This window comes from Bacillus sp. HMA207, from assembly GCF_003402455.1.
GTDB lineage: Bacteria > Bacillota > Bacilli > Bacillales > Bacillaceae_G > Bacillus_A > Bacillus_A cereus.
The window spans coordinates 14,230-30,561 of record NZ_BEZT01000006.1; the positions used below are offsets into that span (position 1 = coordinate 14,230).

Below are 16,332 nucleotides of genomic sequence, written 5' to 3' on the forward strand. Positions count from 1 at the left end.
GAGATTCATATGATAACTGAAAATTACTTTTCTAAATTGGCTCAAATAGATTGTTCGGGACATGTTGAGAAGAAAGGGCGTTTTAATTACTTATCGTGGGCATGGGCGGTTAAAAAGCTTCGTGAAGTAGATCCAACAGCCACATGGGAAGTAAAACGATTTGATGGAGTGCCTTACCTCAAAACAGATTGTGGTTACTTTGTAGAAGTTGAAGTAAATGTACAAGGGATACCACTAAGTCAGATTCACCCGATACTTAACAATCAGAATAAGCCGATTGCAGAGCCTAGCAGCTTTGACATTAACACAAGTATCCAACGTTGCTTAGTAAAGGCAATTGCACTTCACGGATTAGGATTGTACATCTATGCGGGTGAAGATTTACCAGAGATCCAAGAGGAAATGATTACTGCTCAACAAGTTGGTGCAATTAAATTAAACATAAAAAAATTAGCTTCTCTTCGAAAAGTGGATGAAGACACGATTAAAGGACACTTAAGTATTAAAGAAGTTGGCGAATTGACATTAAACCAAGCTGGAGAAGTACTTAAGAAATTAACAAAGTGGGTTAAACAGGCTGAAAAAGAAACCTCTGAAATCGAAGAGCAAGAACAAGTAGAAAAAATAGAACAAACAAACTAAGGTGATGCTAAGCCTATGTTAGACAAAAATCAATCTAAAGTCGTCCTTCCGAAGTGGGTGTGGAAGGGCGCACGGAATGAAAAAGAAGCAAGAGTAAAGGCGATTGAGTACATCACTCCCGATCGCTACCCAGGATATAAAATAATCAAAATCCAAGGCGACATAGCGGTATGCGAAAGGGCGAATGCGTGATGTTTAAGATACCTGTCAGACGTGGATCAATGAAAGAAATGCTAATAGCAGTTCGTGATTTAGAAAAACGGGGTTATGACTATGTAACACCAATTAAGCGGGTATATAGAGCAGAAAGAACTTTCCATCACGAAGGTAAATTCAGGGGGAGAGACAAGGTTCGTTTTACTGGCATGGAAGACAATGTGAGCTATGAATGTTGGATGAAGAAGGTGAATTAAATGGCAGATGTTAAATGGATAAAGCTCTCTACTAGTATGTTTGAAGATGAAAAGATTCGATTAATTGAAAGTTTACCAGATGCAGATACACTACTAATCATTTGGATTAAATTGTTGTCTCAAGCGGGCAGAACAAATGCCAATGGTTACATTTTTTTGAGTGAAAACATTCCTTTCACAGAAGAAATGCTCTCAACACTTTTTAATAGACCGATAGCAACTGTGAGACTCGCACTACAAACGTTTAAGCAATTCGGAATGATAGACATCACTGATGATCAGTACATATGCATCTCGAATTGGGAGAAACATCAGAACATCGATGGGCTAGAACGTGTAAAACAATTGAATGCTGAACGAAACAAAAAGTACCGTGAACGTAAGAAACAACAGCAATTAGCGCTAGAAAATAAGGTTGAAGAAAATGACGTTTGCGTGACGTCACGTGACGATACAGATATAGAAGAAGATAAAGAATTAGATAAAGAAAAAGATAAAAAGACGAGAGAAAAATCTTCCCGTCACAAGTTTGAAACTTGCGACACCAATGGGGCTAAGTATCTGTTTGAAAAAATTAAGGGTAACAATCCTAAGCAAAAAGAACCTAACTTCGATAATTGGGCAAATGAGTTTAGATTAATGCGAGAACGCGATAACAGAGAACCGCAAGAGATTAAAGATGTTATTGATTGGTGCCAAGCTGATCCGTTCTGGCAAGGTAACATTTTATCTCCTAAAAAGCTACGGGAGAAGTTCGACCAACTAACTATTCAAATGAATTCTAAAAAAGGAGCGAATAACAATGCAGAGAGCTGCGGCAGCAATACCAACCGATATAGCCAAAAAGGTGAATATGACTATGGATTCTGATGTGTGTGATACGCATGGCATGAATAAGATGAAGTTCGGTGGACAAGTTGTTTGCCCTCGATGCTTCCTTGAAAACGATAGTAAGAAGCTTCAGCAACAGGAACAAGCGAAATACGATACGGATAAAGCGAACGAGAAGAAATTCATGTTTCACCAACAAAGTATGATTGCCGATAGCAATATTAAACAAGCTAATTTTGATAATTACAAACCTACTAGCAAGGAAGGAACGAAGAACCTTGGACTGGCAAAGGTAATTGCTACGGATTATCTCAATGGAAAAGTATTTAACACGATTATGGCCGGGAATTGCGGAGCAGGGAAAACACATCTTGCTTACGCTATAGCGGACCAACTTGCAGGAGCAGGGAAGTCAGTTGTCTTCGTTACAGTTGGCGAATTGCTACGGAAGATTAAAAGTACGTTTAGCAAAGATTCCTCCTTAACTGAGGATTCAATCATTCGAAGCCTAGTAAAAGCGGAAGTTTTAATAGTCGATGATTTGGGAGCGGAATTAGGTGCATTAGATACCAACACGAAAGCAACTAACTTCATTAATAGAGTATTATTCGATGTTTTTGATGGAAGGCAGGGTAAATCTACTATCTTCACGACAAACCTTACAGGAGAGCGTCTAGAAGGTGCATATGATGAACGAATTGTATCACGTATCTTCAATAATTTTAGAGCAATTGTTTTCAAAGATACAAAGGATTACAGAAGAAAAGCATTGCCATTCTAAGGGGGAAATGAAAATGACAAAGGTAACAGTTGAATTAACAGAAAAGCAGGTTAAGTTCCTAAAATTATTTAGCGAAAAACAATACGAAGATGCAGAAGACAATCAATACACATGTGATGCTTTGTATGTTGTTCAGAAAAAAAGATACCGTTTCATCCCATATAGCGAAGAAATTTCAGGTTACTTTGATCCAGATATCTTAAAGTTTTTTGTTGATGAAGAATATGAAGATTGGCATGAGAATGAAACGGCAGCAGTTAAACAACGGTATGAATTGATAGAGGAAGAATGTCCGATTGAAATAAAAACGTTCGATGATTTGCAATACGAACGAGTTATTGGAACAGATGGAGAAGAAAGATTCATTATGAATTTCGATGATTACTTTAAACATTATGGAATAGAAAATTACGACATAGCTTGGGTAGAAAAAGAATGGGAAAATGTAGCGTTCTTCTTCATTTTGGAAGAAGCTAAGCACTATCTAAAATATCAAGCTCATAATCTAGGGAAATCAAGAATCTACACTTATTCTGCTGGCTATGACAATAGAGGAGATTTTACGCACTTCCGTAATTTGTTATTGAAAATGGGGCAAGGGCTAAATAAGGAATCTAATCAAAAAGAAGCAGCAGCTGTTTAAAAATATAAAGGGGGAATAAACGATGTGTGTATGTGAAGGAACGGGAGTAATTAGCAAAGATATGGGGAATGGCTGCTATCAATTTGCACCGTGTATTTGCGAAGCAGGGAATCGCAGTCCTGAAGAAGTGGATAGAAGACGTAATGCCGTTATGGCGGAGTTACGAGAAATTCATCAATTACAGCTGGAGGGGAAATGGGATGCCACGACTTGGAACGGATTTGGAGAAGGAGAATTACACAATGGCGTTGCAGCAGGGGAAGTACATGAAGAAGTCGCGTCGTAACTTATATATTGCTTTAGAAGAGTTGGATTTAGTGTTTGATGAAAGCGAAGTGATTCAATTACGAGAAATGTGGGATGAGGATAAAGATATTCTTGAAATAGCAAAAGAGTTAGGAAGGCATCAACTAGAAATCGCTGCATTAATTATGGATCAGGCAGATAAGAATAAAATTAAATCTCGTCCAATGGGGTTAGGAGCATGAAACAACTAACACTGGAGGATGTAGTCGGAAGTTTCGATTATACCGCAACAAGTACCGTGGATAAATTCTTGAAGCGTAATAGCGTTATGACGTACTCAGTAGAGTTTTACGACAAAGACGAGAAGTGGAAGCTTCGTTGGTTTGAAGCAAAGTCCGAGAGCGAAGCTATAGAAATGGCTAAAAAGAAATACGGAAAGATACAGATTATCACCACGTATATTTCTGATAGGACCTTAGAAGAGATAATGAATTTAGATTAGGGGACATAGCGTTATGACGTATTTAAAGGGTAGAAATTCATTTGATTGAGCGAGACACCTGTAAGCGTCATAGCGTTAGTAGAAACGTTGGGATTATTGGAATCAGAAAGGAGAAATATGGGTTTCGGATTTACTGGCTATGGGCACTAAATAAAAAAATGGTCCTTACTATTACGTAAGAACCCCATAATCGCAGAAAAAGAGTCGTATGTGAAACCAAGTGGAATCACAATAACATTTTAACATCTAAATATATAGTTGTCTATACATCAAATCAAACCAAATAATTATTTAAACGAAGGAGCCCTAGATTTAGGGATCTAGGGCTTCTTGTGTCGGTATAACTCACACAATTTTATGAAAAGAAAAGAACTTACTGAAGATAACATATGAATGTTTCGTAAATGTATCAAAAAAGTGAACAAAATAGTTATTTTATGATGGATAAATAAAAGAAACCGTTTGTTATAAACGGATTCTTCCCACAAGGTTTGCAAGAAATTCAAGGTAACTAGAGCGGAGCACTTATTGAAATTCTTGTGATAATACTGTATGCAAAGGAATCAATAAGGTTAATGAATTTTAAACAAAATCCTTATTGGAAAGAAAAAGAGATAGGATTCACAACCCCATCTCTTCCAACAGAGCTGAATGCAATTTTGCTTCTTCACAATTTGGATTGATGCAGTAATGGATAAACGAATGTTCATCGTGTTGTATGAGAGGTTGATCACAAGATACACATGTATACGGTGAGAGCATTTTATATACCTCCTTACAAATTATGGGTTAATTTTAACACAGTTTTATTTGGTTGAGGAGTAAGACAAAATCATTAATTTAATAAAAAAAGAGCCCCGCGATAATGGCTGCAGGGCTTCATAAGGTCGAGTTATGTCGTACTCACAAGGGATTTTAACATGAATGTTGTGGTAAACATACTGGTAAATGTATCTAATTTATTTAGAACTGTTATTTTAAACAAAAACGCTATTTTAATAAAAAAAGAGCTTGCAAGGAAACAAGCTCTAACGTAATTGAGATGTCTATATATTACCATTCATTTCATTATAATTCCATCCGTTGTGGTTGAGAAATAAAGTATAAGCAATTTAATAAAAATTTCATTTTGTGGAAATAAAAAACCCTAGTTTCCTAAGGTAATGGTATAACAGCCAAATATATTTTATTCTTTTATATCGTAACTTAATATTACGTTAAAAACATCAGGTAAGTGTAACCAATTGCAGAAAATAAAAGAGCAGCTAGCAAAAGCTAACTGCTCGGTTCTCCAAGGGGGAACAAGGAGAAAGTAACTTAATGGGTTGTCTACAGTATTGACGGAATATTGAGTTTTATTCACGAGGAACGATGTTTAACTTAATGCATAGCCAACGATCAAAGTTAGTGTTAAAAACACTGATAATAAAAGTGTTAGTAGAACTGTTGCTATGCTTCTAAGCATAGCAACCCAATTATCTATTTTAGAAAATCCTTTCATACCAGCAAAAAAAGTTCCTATTGTTAAAACTAGTAAAAAAAATAAAGGATGGATAGGTAGCGAATTCATAATAAACAATTTCGTTTCAGATGAGGCTATCGAACCAATTTCAAGATATAAGAGGAATAAACCAATGCAAATAAAAGAAAAAATAAAGGACCATAGATTAATGTTATGTTTCATTGCTTTCTCCTATGTAATTAAAATATTTACATTTGATTTTACTGGAAAATTAAAGAAAAAGATAGCGATTATAAATTGAAATAAATTTTTTAACAAAATCATCCTTTTAATAGAAAGTGAGGAGTAAAGATGGGACTAGGAAATCGCGGAATGGCATTTGAGAAGCTTATCAATCTAGCTAATGAAATGTATCAAAGAGGTGGAGTGGCGCTTATAAATAAGCGTCCAACTCCTGTGAAGGTGTTGAAGAGTAAGAATGGCCGTGTACTAAATGGATTCTATGAAGCTAAAAGCACAGTAGACTATGATGGTGTGTATAAAGGACGAGCTATCGCATTTGAAGCGAAGTCTACAGAGAAAGATACACGTTTTGATTTAAAGAACATTGCACAGCATCAATTGGATTACCTGGAGAAAGCGGAGAAGATGGGAGCGATATGCTTCTTCCTTATAGAATTCAGTAAGGATAGGTCAGTATTCGCAGTGCCACTATCAGTCATTCAATCTTATGTAAGGATGTCTCATCAACCGAAGGGCAAGAAGTCTATACCAAGAGCAGACTTTGATATTTATGGGTACTTAGTAGAACAGACAGAACGAGCGCCAATTGATTACTTACAATACGTAGATGAAGCAGTGGCTCCAGTTATGTTTGATGGAATGATTCAGTTTGATCAGGACTATCAAAAGGTAGCGAATAATATTGAAGCAGCAAAAGAAAAGATGGCCAACAAGGAACATAGATTATTAAAAGCTTAATGAATAACGGAACAATGCAGAGTGTATGGTGGGGCTATGTTAATGTGCGCTGTTCCCTTATTCAACAAAGAGATAGTAAAATTTCACGTACCTGATGTGAATGTAAAAAGACAAATTCAGAAATAGGGGGATTCCTTCATGGAGAGACAATTAACTTTATTACCGGCAATCGATAGAGAGACAGAAAAACAGGTTCAGAAAGAAGTAGTGAAAATTCTAAAGGAATACCGTGCATTAAAAACTCGTTTTGAGAATGAAGTGGAGTTAGAACACGAAGGAATCAGTTTATTCCCTGAGATTAGAAACACGAGACATATTAGTAACATTAAATTTAAACAGATTGATAAGGCATTACAGTATGTTTTAGATTATGACGAGGCTGAGATTATTAAGAGGAAGTACCTAAATGCAGATAAGCCGAAAGACAGTTTTATTTATACTGAATTATCGATGAAGAAAGATCACTTCTATTATAAGAAGAAAAATGCGATTCGATTGATCGCTACATCTTTAGGGATGATTTAATAATACAAAAAAAGCCAAATTAACAGTTTTTAATTAACTATCCATTTGGCTTTTTATGTTTTATTTTTTAGGCATCCATGTATGTCCGCAATTCATGCAACCATTAACAATATTTTTTCTACCAACAAATCCACTGAATAAAATTATTGGTGGTCCTAGAAGTATAATAAGAAGACCAACAATTGCAGAAAGTCCAACAACTCCATCCATAGAATTTCGAGGAACTATAACATATAAAAAATTAGAAACTATTCCAATAGTTATAAGTGTACCTAACAGAAGAAACAGAATAAAAAACGCCCTTTTGAAATTATAACCACGCTTATTACCGACTATTTGATCTGATTTGCATTTCCTACAAACCACGCGCTTTGTTACTTTTTCTTGTTGTACCGTCATGTCTAACCACCCTTGCTTTTATAAAATCATAATAGGTTAATTATATGATATTATTACTTGAACTGGATACAAATATTATCAAAAAAAGAAAAAATATAATAAATTGGAATGTTTATGTTTTTAAAAACTTCGACAAAATACCGACAAAAATGGGGACTAAATAGGGGGAATTTTGATAATGAAATCAACGGTATTCTTAATTTACAAGCTCTTTGACAACCGCATATCGAAGAGGATTAGTACACCTATTAGTGAAACGTTCTTATGCGAGAATGTCACGGTAACGTATACCGCATAGTAGGGCGGGCAAGGCGGTACGAACCCGCGTTAAGACGAAAAGACCAATAAATGTATAACAATGACATATTCCAGTTTGGCGGGTGTGAGATAATTCGCATTCGTCATGCTGTTTCTATTGTATTTATCAATCAGCTCGGAATGCGTCCTCTGGGTTGATAATAAATATAAGTCTATTTCTCTCTAATATGTTGGTTCTTGAAAATGGAATGGGGGTGGTTGCTCATGATTGAGTGACACTTGCATTCTAAAAAGCTAAAAAGTATACGTATCTCGTACATTAGTAATTACTCATGATTCTTATTAATGACCAAAACGAGGGCAAAGAGTTCCACTCTTTGTTTGAGCCAATACAACGGAAACATTCCCCTTCCGTCCCTCTAGTGTATTGGTTCAAACAAGGCGTCGGAAGATTCATATACGTCTTGGATATAATAATTCCAGCTATATAAAAGATTTGGTCAGCTAAGGCCCTGCGACAGCTGATGTATTGACCAGCTCTACGGAGCATAAACGAGAAGATTCCTAGTCTTCTCCCAGCCACCGAACACAGGGCGTGTAGCCATAATAGTTGATGCGGTGGCTTGGAGAAGGTTGAGAGTACTCAGCCTTAAAATGATTGCGAAATTCCCCTTTCGTGAATGTTTCTCCCATCCCCTTGAAAAAAGCCTGATTACTTCGAAGGCTCAAGTTCCACTTGGGTTATTAGTAGGAGTAATGGGGCTTTTTGTTTTTTAGGAAAAGATTGTAAATAAAGTATCGTAATGTTATGTTTTATATGAAGGGGTTACATAATGAATAAAGGGGGATTATAAAATGGGAAATGTAATGATAATAGCTGAAGAGATGGAAAGTATTAAATTGTCCGCTCGGCAAATTGCTGGTAAACAACATGATATTTTAAAAAAAATGATAAAGCACATGGAAGCATTAGTTCCGTTGGAAGATGTGAAAATTGTTTATTCTAAAGGGCTTCATAATGATGATGAAGAATTCCCAAAAGAATTTTATTTTTTCACAGAGAAAAAAGTATTTATTGTTAAAGAAATCAATAATTCAATTAAATTACAAGTGATTTTTAATATTCAGGTTAAAGATATTAATTTCAATATCCTTAACGATAATCAAAATCTTGTTGAATTAAATGTTTTATATGACAATGGAACGGAAATTAGATTCCATAGCTTAGAAGACTCTAATCACCATTGGAAAAGTGAATATAGAAAACAATTAGAAGAAATTTTTAAGTTATATACACATTGAAATTATTAAGAAAAAAGCATCCATAACGGGCGCTTTTTCTTTGTTATATAGAAATTACACATTAAACGTATTTAAATACTGTTTTAGTTTTAACATGAATTCATCAATGGTACAGATAACGGATGTTTTTCTATTTAGATTAGATGTTAAATGTACCGTGAAACTCTTGGAAATACAATGACGGGAAAATATAGTGATATTGGTATATTGTAGGATAATGCGCAATTGAAGGAGTAAAAGAAATATGTCCAGGTTGCATACCATATTGATCATATGAAGGATGGTGAGGTAAATGTTGCCAAGTCGAAGTTGGAGCTACAAAAATCCTCATCGGGAAAGGATTCATAATATAATCACTCCTAAAGTAGCATTCATGTAATAGGGTATGCACTTACTGAATATAGATGTGAATAATCTAGGTTTATAAACATAATAATCAACGGACAGAAAATAGGGTTACTAATCTTATGATGTGTTCATTATGGTTGTTTTATTTTACTATGTAGATAGAACAAACATGTGTATAGCAATTATCGTAGGCGCTGCCGTGATTTGGGTGGCGTCTTGTTTGTTGTTAAGGAAAGATAAGGGGGTGAGGGGTTAGATAGTATGTATCAAAAAATCCCCTATTAAAGGGGATTAGCAAACTTGTTAAATGCAAACTTCAATGAAATTTTGCCCAAGTGGTGTAATATCAACTATTCCTTTTCGAATATCAATATTTTTAAATGGGAATGAACCATCCGAATTTGAATTTTGTTGCTCAAGCATTTGCGTTACTTCTTTAAAAAATGAATGACTAACATACTTTTCGTAGTAGGCATCATTATTTAAGTAATGCTCATAAGAGATGGAGATTAAGCCTAATCGATCTAAATTAGAAATGGATGTCGCGTTTAAATCTATTTCTTTATTCTCTGTATTCTCTAAAAATATATTTGCTTTACAAGGAGCATTTCCGCCATTGTGATAGATGTAGTCGTATTGCGCTATAGGATATCTAGAACTAGTTTTAAATAGCTTTAAATTTATTGCATCTAGTGGAGAAAGTTGTTTTATTATTTCCACAAATGATGGATGTGTTTGAGATATTGTAGCAGCATTCATAGAAGCTGATATTAAATTTGCAAACATGGTTCGTAAATCAGAACTTTCGAAGTAATATTTAGATGCTTCTAAACTTGGACCCACAATATGTAGGGGTGGTTCAACTATGTTTTCCTCTGGAATGGATGAGACAGCTTGTTCTAGTTCTTCTTTAAATTGATTTAGTGCGTTAACCCGCTTTAACTGAGTTTTTTCTGCATAAATATCTATGCCCCCGAACGCGATAGTCCAAATTGAGGATAGAGTGTTACCTGCCCTTTGTGCTAATGGTGTTACGGCTTCGTCAAGAAATTTCGGAATAATATTAATCTCCATATTAATTCATCTCCTTTTATTACATTATAACGAAAAAAAAGAAAGGTTGCGGATAAAAATGGAAGTGATTTATGAGAATCCATGGTTAACTACTTGGTTTGTTGGCTGATTTTTCTTTTGTTTTTCTAGTATCGTCGCGATGGTAAAGTCTAACAAAACAAACGAACACAACGAACGAAAATAAATGTCCTACTTAACTGTCTAAAAGTTGACCCTTTTGTACAGTTGAAATGTATAGGGTAAAAACTTTGTAAACAGATAGTTGTTAATGTCTAAAAGATAGTCTAAAATAAAAGTATATAATTCTTAAGACTTTTAGACTATTTTGAGGTGATTTGGATGGCTATCGTTGGTTATGCAAGGGTGAGTACAAAAGATCAAAACTTAGATGCACAAATTGAAAGGTTAACAGAATATGGATGTGAAAAGATATATTCTGAAAAGTACAGTGGAGCTAATAGTGATCGGGAAGAATTGCAAAAGGCATTAGAGTATATGAGAGAAGGGGATAAATTTGTTGTTTGTAAAATAGATCGTTTAGCTAGATCGATATTTGATTTGCATAAGATTGTAAATCAATTAGCTGATCGAGGAATAGCGGTAGTATTTCTTAAAGAACAAATTGATTTCTCTACACCAGCAGGTAAATTGATGTTTACTATGTTAGGGGCTATTGCTGAGTTTGAAAGGGATTTAATTAACGAAAGAACAGCTGAAGGAAGAGAAAGAGCCAAAGCAATGGGCAAACATATGGGGCGTAAGGGGCAGGATGAAAAACAGGTGAAGCAGGCTATGAACTTATTCTTTAATAGGAAAGAGAATGGTTTGAGTGTAAATGATATTTCAAAAATGACGGGAGTTCCGCGTTCTACTATTTATGCTAAAGCAAAAGAATTAAAAGAGGAGGAATTATGATGAAGGAATATGAACAGCTACGGCAGGAATTTTGAAATATAAGTAATCAGTTAAAGTAGCCTAACAGCTGCTTTTTTATTTTATAAAGAAAAAGCCCTACCTGGGGCTATATAATTTTCTTCATAACACATTGACGGCATTCTCTTAAGAAGATGAAATTTTTAATGGAACTTTTGAATGTGGAATTACCGCAATTATCACAGCGACCACTGATTTTATCAGGATGCTCTTCGTATGTGTATATTTTGCTTAAATCGTATTTTTGTTCATGTTCTTTATTTTCCATTCGTTTCACCTGCATATCAATCTGAATTAAAACAATTTAATCATAATAACATGAAGTGTTTATATAATGGATGTTTTTTATTTGACAAAGAGAACCTGCAAACATGCAGATTCTCTTGATAATGATTTATGAAGTAAGACCCGAAAATATAATACAATGATTCGAAAATGAGTTCAAGAGTGTTTGGTGATTTAAGCCACTCTATAATCTTTGTTTTTAAGCTTTTTTCTAGTATCCATGAATCCTATAATCATTATTGCCATGCATATTAACTTAAGCCAACGAACCTCCTGGTGGTACATTAGCCCAGAAAAGAATTCATAGGCATATAACAAACCGACAATTGGAAATAGCCAAGTCATAAATTTCAAATCTTTTAGATGAAACTTATAATTATTAATCTTTTTCCACATATGTATCAACTCCTATTGTTATGAGGTTCTGTAGTTTTTCTTTTTGAAATCTCGCATGTTGAGGATAAAGAATAGAAGGAAGATAACAGCTCCGATGCCATTAATCCAGTAGTATGTGCGCCCTGTTGTGAATCCGTTATAGAATTCATAGGCATTCCAAATTACAAGAAGTACTGAGCAGACAGTAGAGACCATTAATGAGCCAAAACTTCTCATGATTTTCACCTCGATTCAAAATGTTAGAACTTATTTATAATTTTACATTTAAATAAATAGATTTACAAGAAGAGGGAATAATAAAAAGAACCCGCTGGAGTTCGGGTCCTTTCAGAAGTGATGATGTATTCTCGGCTTGGGAACTGAGAAAAACACAAAAATATAATACATCGAGTTTTAGGGAATTTCAAGAATAAATTAGAGTGATTTTGGAGGATGATGAATAATGAAACTAACTAAACAAGAACAAGCGATTGCAATTGGTACATTCATTTCGATGTTGGGACAGGACTTTGTAAATGAGCGCATCGATAAACAGAAATTAGAAAGTGCAATTCCAATCTTTAATGAGTTAGAAGATAACACAACACCAAAGCAAAAGAGAGAAGCAATGGTTAGTTTGCTCGATAAAACAATGAATGAATTCCTAAAAGCTTAAAAAACTAATAGAGCCTATCGTGAGGTGGTGGTTATGGCTAGACAACGTAGCCCGGACAGAGATAAAGCATTCGAAATATATAAAGTAAGTAAAGGTGAGAAGCCATTAATTGATATTGCTACTGAGTTAAACCTTAAGCCTTCGCAAATCAGAAAGTGGAAATCACAAGACAAATGGGATGAACAAATGAATGGTAACGTTACTATTGCGAAAAGGAGCGTTACTAATGTTAAAAATCCCAAAACGAAAGAAAAACTGAAAGAGATTTTAGAAGATGAAGAGCTGACCGAAAAGGAAAGGCTCTTTTGTTTGTATTATGTGAAATACTTCAATGGTACACAAGCTGCACTGAAGGCTGGATACTCCAAAGACGGTGCTCATGTACAGGCTAGTCGATTGCTAAGACGTGAACGAGTTTCTTCCTATATAAAAGAGCTTAAAGGTGAGTTAGTCGAGAATGTATTTGTAGAAGCTATGGATGTGCTTAAAGAGTACATTAAGATTGCTTTTGCTGATATTACTAACTATGTAACCTTTGGACAGAAGGAAGTACCTGTAATGGGGATGTTTGGCCCGATGAAAGATGAATCCGGTAAAGAAATAACTCGTATCATAAATTATGTAGATTTACACGAGGCTGACATGGTTGATGGTTCTATAATAACCGAAGTAAAACTCGGAAAAGATGGCGTGTCGGTAAAACTTGCTGACAAGATGAAAGCACTGGACAAACTATCTCAGTACTTTGACTTAGTACCTGACAATTTCAAACGTAAAATAGAAGAAGAACGCCACAAAATGCAGATGGAAGTCCAGAAAGCTCAAATTGATAAAATTAAAGCAGATACTTCTCGTATTAAAGGTGATGAAGGTGAAGAGTATGAAGATGACGGATTCATCGATGCGTTAGAAGGTAAAACAGCAGAGGTGTGGGAAGATGAAACTTAAACCTGCTCCTTTTAAATTTAGACCATTCTCAAAGAAACAATTACAAGTACTCACTTGGTGGAGAAAAGATTCACCTGTGAAGGACCATGACGGTATTATATGCGATGGTTCTATTCGTGCTGGCAAAACTGTTTCGATGGCTCTTTCTTATGTTATGTGGGGAACTGAAACATTTAATAGTGAAAACTTAGGTATGGCAGGTAAAACAATTGGATCACTGCGACGCAACGTAATTACTCCATTAAAGAAGATGTTAAAATCACGTAAATATAAAGTGAAAGACCATCTATCAGAGAACATGCTTACCATTAGTAAAGATGGCCATACGAATCATTTCTATATATTTGGTGGTAAGGACGAATCATCACAAGAACTTATCCAAGGTATTACATTAGCTGGTATGTTTTTTGATGAAGTTGCTCTTATGCCACAAAGCTTTGTGAACCAGGCTACAGGACGTTGTTCTATCGAAGGCTCAAAGTATTGGTTTAACTGTAACCCTGCCGGCCCGTATCATTGGTTCAAACTTGAATGGATAGATAATAAAGAAGACAAGAATCTGCTACATGTTCATTTTACGATGGACGATAATCTTTCTTTATCTGAAAAAGTGAAGCAAAGATACTATCGTATGTATAGTGGAGTCTTCTTTCAACGCTTCATTTTAGGTTTATGGGTGCTTGCAGAAGGTATTGTATATGACATGTTTAATAAAGAAAAGCATGTTGTAAAAACAGTAGAAAGAGAATACGAGAAGTATTATGTATCTTGTGACTATGGTACACAGAACCCTATGACATATGGACTATGGGGATTGTGTAAAGGTATATGGTACAAAACAAAAGAGTACCATTATGATGGTCGTAAAAATTCACGGCAAAAGACAGATGATGAGTATCTTGACGACCTAAAAGCATTCATTGGAGATATTTCTATTCGTGGGATTATAGTTGATCCATCAGCAGCTTCATTTATTGCTTTATTGAAAAAGAATCGATTCAAAGTGCTTAAAGCTAAGAATGAAGTTATAGATGGCATACGAAATGTAGCGCGACTTCTTAATGAAGAGAAGATAAAATACAATGACTGTTGTAAAGAAACATTTCGTGAATACGCTTCTTATACTTGGGATGAAAAAGCTACAGCTCGTGGTGAAGATAAACCAAATAAAGAGAATGACCACCAAATGGATGGTGATCGTTACTTTGTAAATACAGTTGTTGTAACTAATAACAAAGCTAAGGCTGTTAAGTCAATCTATTAAGGAGGTGAGACGATGTTTGAACACTATATTCCGTTGCTGGATGAACAAAATGGCGAGCCTACCTCAAAGTTACTAAAAAAATTATTGATGAGTTTGAACCATTAAAACAACGCATGATTAACAGGTACGAGCGATACAAAGCAAGTGAAAAGGGTGTGCCTATCTTTACTCGCGAGTTTAAAGGTAATGGTAATAAAGATAAGGTTAACAATAAGCTAAACAATGACTTCTTTTCTGAAATTATCGATACAAAAATCGGTTATATGTTTGGGTTGCCTATCTCATACAGCTTAGATCATGAAGATAATGAAGTATTGAAACGTATTCAGGACTTTTTAAAAGCGAATCATACTGAGGATGCTGACGCAGAAACAGGGAAGTTCGCTTCTATTTGTGGATACGGAGCGAGACTACTGTATCACGATAAAGAAGGCATCGAAAAGGTTATGAATATCAAACCTTATGAAGCTATATTTCTTACGAATTCAAGTATTGCAGAACCTAAATACGCTATACGCTGCTATCCAATCAAAGTAATTGATGGTGATGATTTCAAGGATGGTTACAAAGTAGAGTTTTACAATGAAACAAACATTATTGAGTACACTGGTGAAGATTTAGATAAGTTAACAGAGACTGACCGTATTCCAAACTTATTTAAAGGTGTGCCACTTATTGGGTTTCCTAACAATGAAGAATTACAAGGAGATGTAGATAAAGCTATATCACTTATTGAAGGTTACGACCGTTCGTTTTCCGATGTAAACAGTGAGATTGAACAGTTTCGTCTGGCTTATATGATCTTTAAAGGCGTTGATATAGATGATGATACTATCGAGAAGCTAAAACAAACAGGAGCTCTTGATGTAGGTGAGAATGGTGAGGCTTCTTTCTTAACTAAGGACCTTAATGACAACATACTTGAACACCATCTCGACAGATTAGAAAAGAATATATGCCGTTTCACAAAGCATGTGAACCTTTCTGATGAATCATTTGGTGGTAACCTTACTGGTGTTGCTATTCGTTACAAGTTATTAGCTTTAGAAACTAAATCAGGAACATTAGAAATGAAGTTTACTAAGTCATTGCGACAACAATTTAAGTTATTGTTTGATGCTTGGAACTTACGCTCAAATAAAGGAGAACTAGACTACCTTTGTATGACGTTCCAATTCACACGAAATCTTCCAGCTAACTTAGCTGATGAAGCTGATGTGCAGTCTAAACTACAAGGTTTAGTAAGCGAAGAAACACGATTATCTATGTTATCTGTTGTTTCTGATCCGAAAGCGGAGATACAGAAGATGCAGGAAGAAGAGGCTGATTCCATGAATCTCGACAAGGTAGGTGAGCCTAGTGGAATGGGACAAGAAGCAGAAACACCTCCAAAAGATAGAGGACGAACTGGAAAAGACGATTCTCTACCTGTATAAAGATGCTT

24 protein-coding genes are annotated in these 16,332 nt (G+C 35.2%); 16 read left to right on the forward strand and 8 right to left on the reverse strand.

Annotation, left to right across the window (positions count from 1 at the left end):
- Positions 1–9 precede the first annotated feature (9 nt).
- The 8 genes from HMAS_RS26180 (at position 10) to HMAS_RS26215 (ending at position 4,058) form a co-directional block, all read left to right on the forward strand.
- Positions 10–642, forward strand: a complete 633-nt coding sequence (locus HMAS_RS26180) for a DUF1071 domain-containing protein (protein ID WP_116345102.1) — start codon at positions 10–12, stop codon at positions 640–642.
- Between the two features lie 191 nt (positions 643–833).
- Entirely contained in the window at positions 834–1,055 is a 222-nt protein-coding gene (locus tag HMAS_RS26185; protein WP_000472845.1) for a hypothetical protein, read from the forward strand.
- Complete coding sequence (locus HMAS_RS26190) at positions 1,056–1,925, forward strand: phage replisome organizer N-terminal domain-containing protein (protein ID WP_116345103.1); 870 nt, start codon at positions 1,056–1,058, stop codon at positions 1,923–1,925.
- Positions 1,909–2,667 (forward strand): ATP-binding protein, encoded by a 759-nt coding sequence (locus HMAS_RS26195; protein WP_116345104.1) that lies wholly within the window; start codon positions 1,909–1,911, stop codon positions 2,665–2,667. The genes HMAS_RS26190 and HMAS_RS26195 overlap by 17 nt, the downstream gene beginning before the upstream one ends.
- A gap of 13 nt (positions 2,668–2,680) precedes the next feature.
- Positions 2,681–3,310 (forward strand): hypothetical protein, encoded by a 630-nt coding sequence (locus tag HMAS_RS26200; protein ID WP_240325954.1) that lies wholly within the window; start codon positions 2,681–2,683, stop codon positions 3,308–3,310.
- Between the two features lie 22 nt (positions 3,311–3,332).
- Positions 3,333–3,596: a hypothetical protein gene (locus HMAS_RS26205; protein ID WP_116345105.1), complete on the forward strand. Its 264-nt coding sequence runs from the start codon at positions 3,333–3,335 to the stop codon at positions 3,594–3,596.
- Positions 3,553–3,798 (forward strand): hypothetical protein, encoded by a 246-nt coding sequence (locus tag HMAS_RS26210; protein WP_002099119.1) that lies wholly within the window; start codon positions 3,553–3,555, stop codon positions 3,796–3,798. The genes HMAS_RS26205 and HMAS_RS26210 overlap by 44 nt, the downstream gene beginning before the upstream one ends.
- On the forward strand, positions 3,795–4,058 hold the full coding sequence (locus HMAS_RS26215; protein WP_061660541.1) for a hypothetical protein: 264 nt from the start codon (positions 3,795–3,797) through the stop codon (positions 4,056–4,058). Before HMAS_RS26210 ends, HMAS_RS26215 begins: the two co-directional genes overlap by 4 nt.
- A 621-nt stretch (positions 4,059–4,679) precedes the next feature.
- Here the strand turns inward: HMAS_RS26215 and HMAS_RS27880 are convergent.
- Together HMAS_RS27880 and HMAS_RS28175 are read right to left on the reverse strand one after the other, a co-directional pair.
- Positions 4,680–4,820: a hypothetical protein gene (locus tag HMAS_RS27880; RefSeq protein WP_162871162.1), complete on the reverse strand. Its 141-nt coding sequence runs from the start codon at positions 4,818–4,820 to the stop codon at positions 4,680–4,682.
- A gap of 613 nt (positions 4,821–5,433) precedes the next feature.
- Complete coding sequence (locus HMAS_RS28175; protein WP_015945881.1) at positions 5,434–5,742, reverse strand: hypothetical protein; 309 nt, start codon at positions 5,740–5,742, stop codon at positions 5,434–5,436.
- A gap of 129 nt (positions 5,743–5,871) precedes the next feature.
- On the opposite strand from HMAS_RS28175, the gene recU reads away from it, so the two are divergent.
- The gene (gene recU / locus HMAS_RS26225; protein WP_116345106.1) at positions 5,872–6,501 is read left to right on the forward strand and encodes a Holliday junction resolvase RecU; all 630 of its coding nucleotides are present in this window, start codon (positions 5,872–5,874) and stop codon (positions 6,499–6,501) included.
- 138 nt (positions 6,502–6,639) lie between these two features.
- Positions 6,640–7,026, forward strand: a complete 387-nt coding sequence (locus tag HMAS_RS26230; RefSeq protein ID WP_116345107.1) for an ArpU family phage packaging/lysis transcriptional regulator — start codon at positions 6,640–6,642, stop codon at positions 7,024–7,026.
- 60 nt (positions 7,027–7,086) lie between these two features.
- On the opposite strand, the gene HMAS_RS26235 is transcribed toward HMAS_RS26230, so the two are convergent.
- Positions 7,087–7,425 carry a hypothetical protein gene (locus tag HMAS_RS26235; protein ID WP_116345108.1) on the reverse strand — a complete coding sequence of 113 codons (339 nt, stop codon included), beginning with the start codon at positions 7,423–7,425 and terminating at the stop codon, positions 7,087–7,089.
- A gap of 1,113 nt (positions 7,426–8,538) precedes the next feature.
- On the opposite strand from HMAS_RS26235, the gene HMAS_RS26240 reads away from it, so the two are divergent.
- On the forward strand, positions 8,539–8,985 hold the full coding sequence (locus HMAS_RS26240) for a DUF3908 family protein (RefSeq protein WP_116345109.1): 447 nt from the start codon (positions 8,539–8,541) through the stop codon (positions 8,983–8,985).
- 139 nt (positions 8,986–9,124) lie between these two features.
- Here HMAS_RS26240 and HMAS_RS26245 read toward each other — a convergent pair whose 3' ends face one another.
- Together HMAS_RS26245 and HMAS_RS26250 are read right to left on the reverse strand one after the other, a co-directional pair.
- A complete protein-coding gene (locus HMAS_RS26245) occupies positions 9,125–9,331 on the reverse strand; it encodes a hypothetical protein (protein WP_116345110.1) in 207 nt (68 codons plus the stop codon).
- A gap of 305 nt (positions 9,332–9,636) precedes the next feature.
- The gene (locus HMAS_RS26250; RefSeq protein ID WP_116345111.1) at positions 9,637–10,407 is read right to left on the reverse strand and encodes a DUF4393 domain-containing protein; all 771 of its coding nucleotides are present in this window, start codon (positions 10,405–10,407) and stop codon (positions 9,637–9,639) included.
- 339 nt (positions 10,408–10,746) lie between these two features.
- Between HMAS_RS26250 and HMAS_RS26255 the strand changes: the two genes are divergently transcribed.
- On the forward strand, positions 10,747–11,322 hold the full coding sequence (locus HMAS_RS26255; RefSeq protein WP_001018890.1) for a recombinase family protein: 576 nt from the start codon (positions 10,747–10,749) through the stop codon (positions 11,320–11,322).
- A gap of 106 nt (positions 11,323–11,428) precedes the next feature.
- Here HMAS_RS26255 and HMAS_RS28180 read toward each other — a convergent pair whose 3' ends face one another.
- The 3 genes from HMAS_RS28180 to HMAS_RS28185 form a co-directional block, all read right to left on the reverse strand.
- Positions 11,429–11,608, reverse strand: a complete 180-nt coding sequence (locus HMAS_RS28180) for a hypothetical protein (RefSeq protein ID WP_116345112.1) — start codon at positions 11,606–11,608, stop codon at positions 11,429–11,431.
- Positions 11,609–11,799: 191 nt separating this feature from the next.
- Complete coding sequence (locus tag HMAS_RS26265) at positions 11,800–12,021, reverse strand: hypothetical protein (protein ID WP_029441601.1); 222 nt, start codon at positions 12,019–12,021, stop codon at positions 11,800–11,802.
- 18 nt (positions 12,022–12,039) lie between these two features.
- A complete protein-coding gene (locus HMAS_RS28185; RefSeq protein WP_080019658.1) occupies positions 12,040–12,237 on the reverse strand; it encodes a hypothetical protein in 198 nt (65 codons plus the stop codon).
- A 226-nt stretch (positions 12,238–12,463) separates the two neighbouring features.
- Between HMAS_RS28185 and HMAS_RS26275 the strand changes: the two genes are divergently transcribed.
- The 4 genes from HMAS_RS26275 (at position 12,464) to HMAS_RS26290 (ending at position 16,324) form a co-directional block, all read left to right on the forward strand.
- Positions 12,464–12,676 carry a hypothetical protein gene (locus HMAS_RS26275; protein ID WP_116345113.1) on the forward strand — a complete coding sequence of 71 codons (213 nt, stop codon included), beginning with the start codon at positions 12,464–12,466 and terminating at the stop codon, positions 12,674–12,676.
- 33 nt (positions 12,677–12,709) lie between these two features.
- Positions 12,710–13,624: a terminase small subunit gene (locus HMAS_RS26280; RefSeq protein WP_116345114.1), complete on the forward strand. Its 915-nt coding sequence runs from the start codon at positions 12,710–12,712 to the stop codon at positions 13,622–13,624.
- Positions 13,614–14,888, forward strand: a complete 1,275-nt coding sequence (locus HMAS_RS26285; RefSeq protein ID WP_116345115.1) for a PBSX family phage terminase large subunit — start codon at positions 13,614–13,616, stop codon at positions 14,886–14,888. Before HMAS_RS26280 ends, HMAS_RS26285 begins: the two co-directional genes overlap by 11 nt.
- Before the next feature lie 113 nt (positions 14,889–15,001).
- On the forward strand, positions 15,002–16,324 hold the full coding sequence (locus tag HMAS_RS26290; RefSeq protein ID WP_240325955.1) for a phage portal protein: 1,323 nt from the start codon (positions 15,002–15,004) through the stop codon (positions 16,322–16,324).
- Positions 16,325–16,332: the final 8 nt, after the last annotated feature.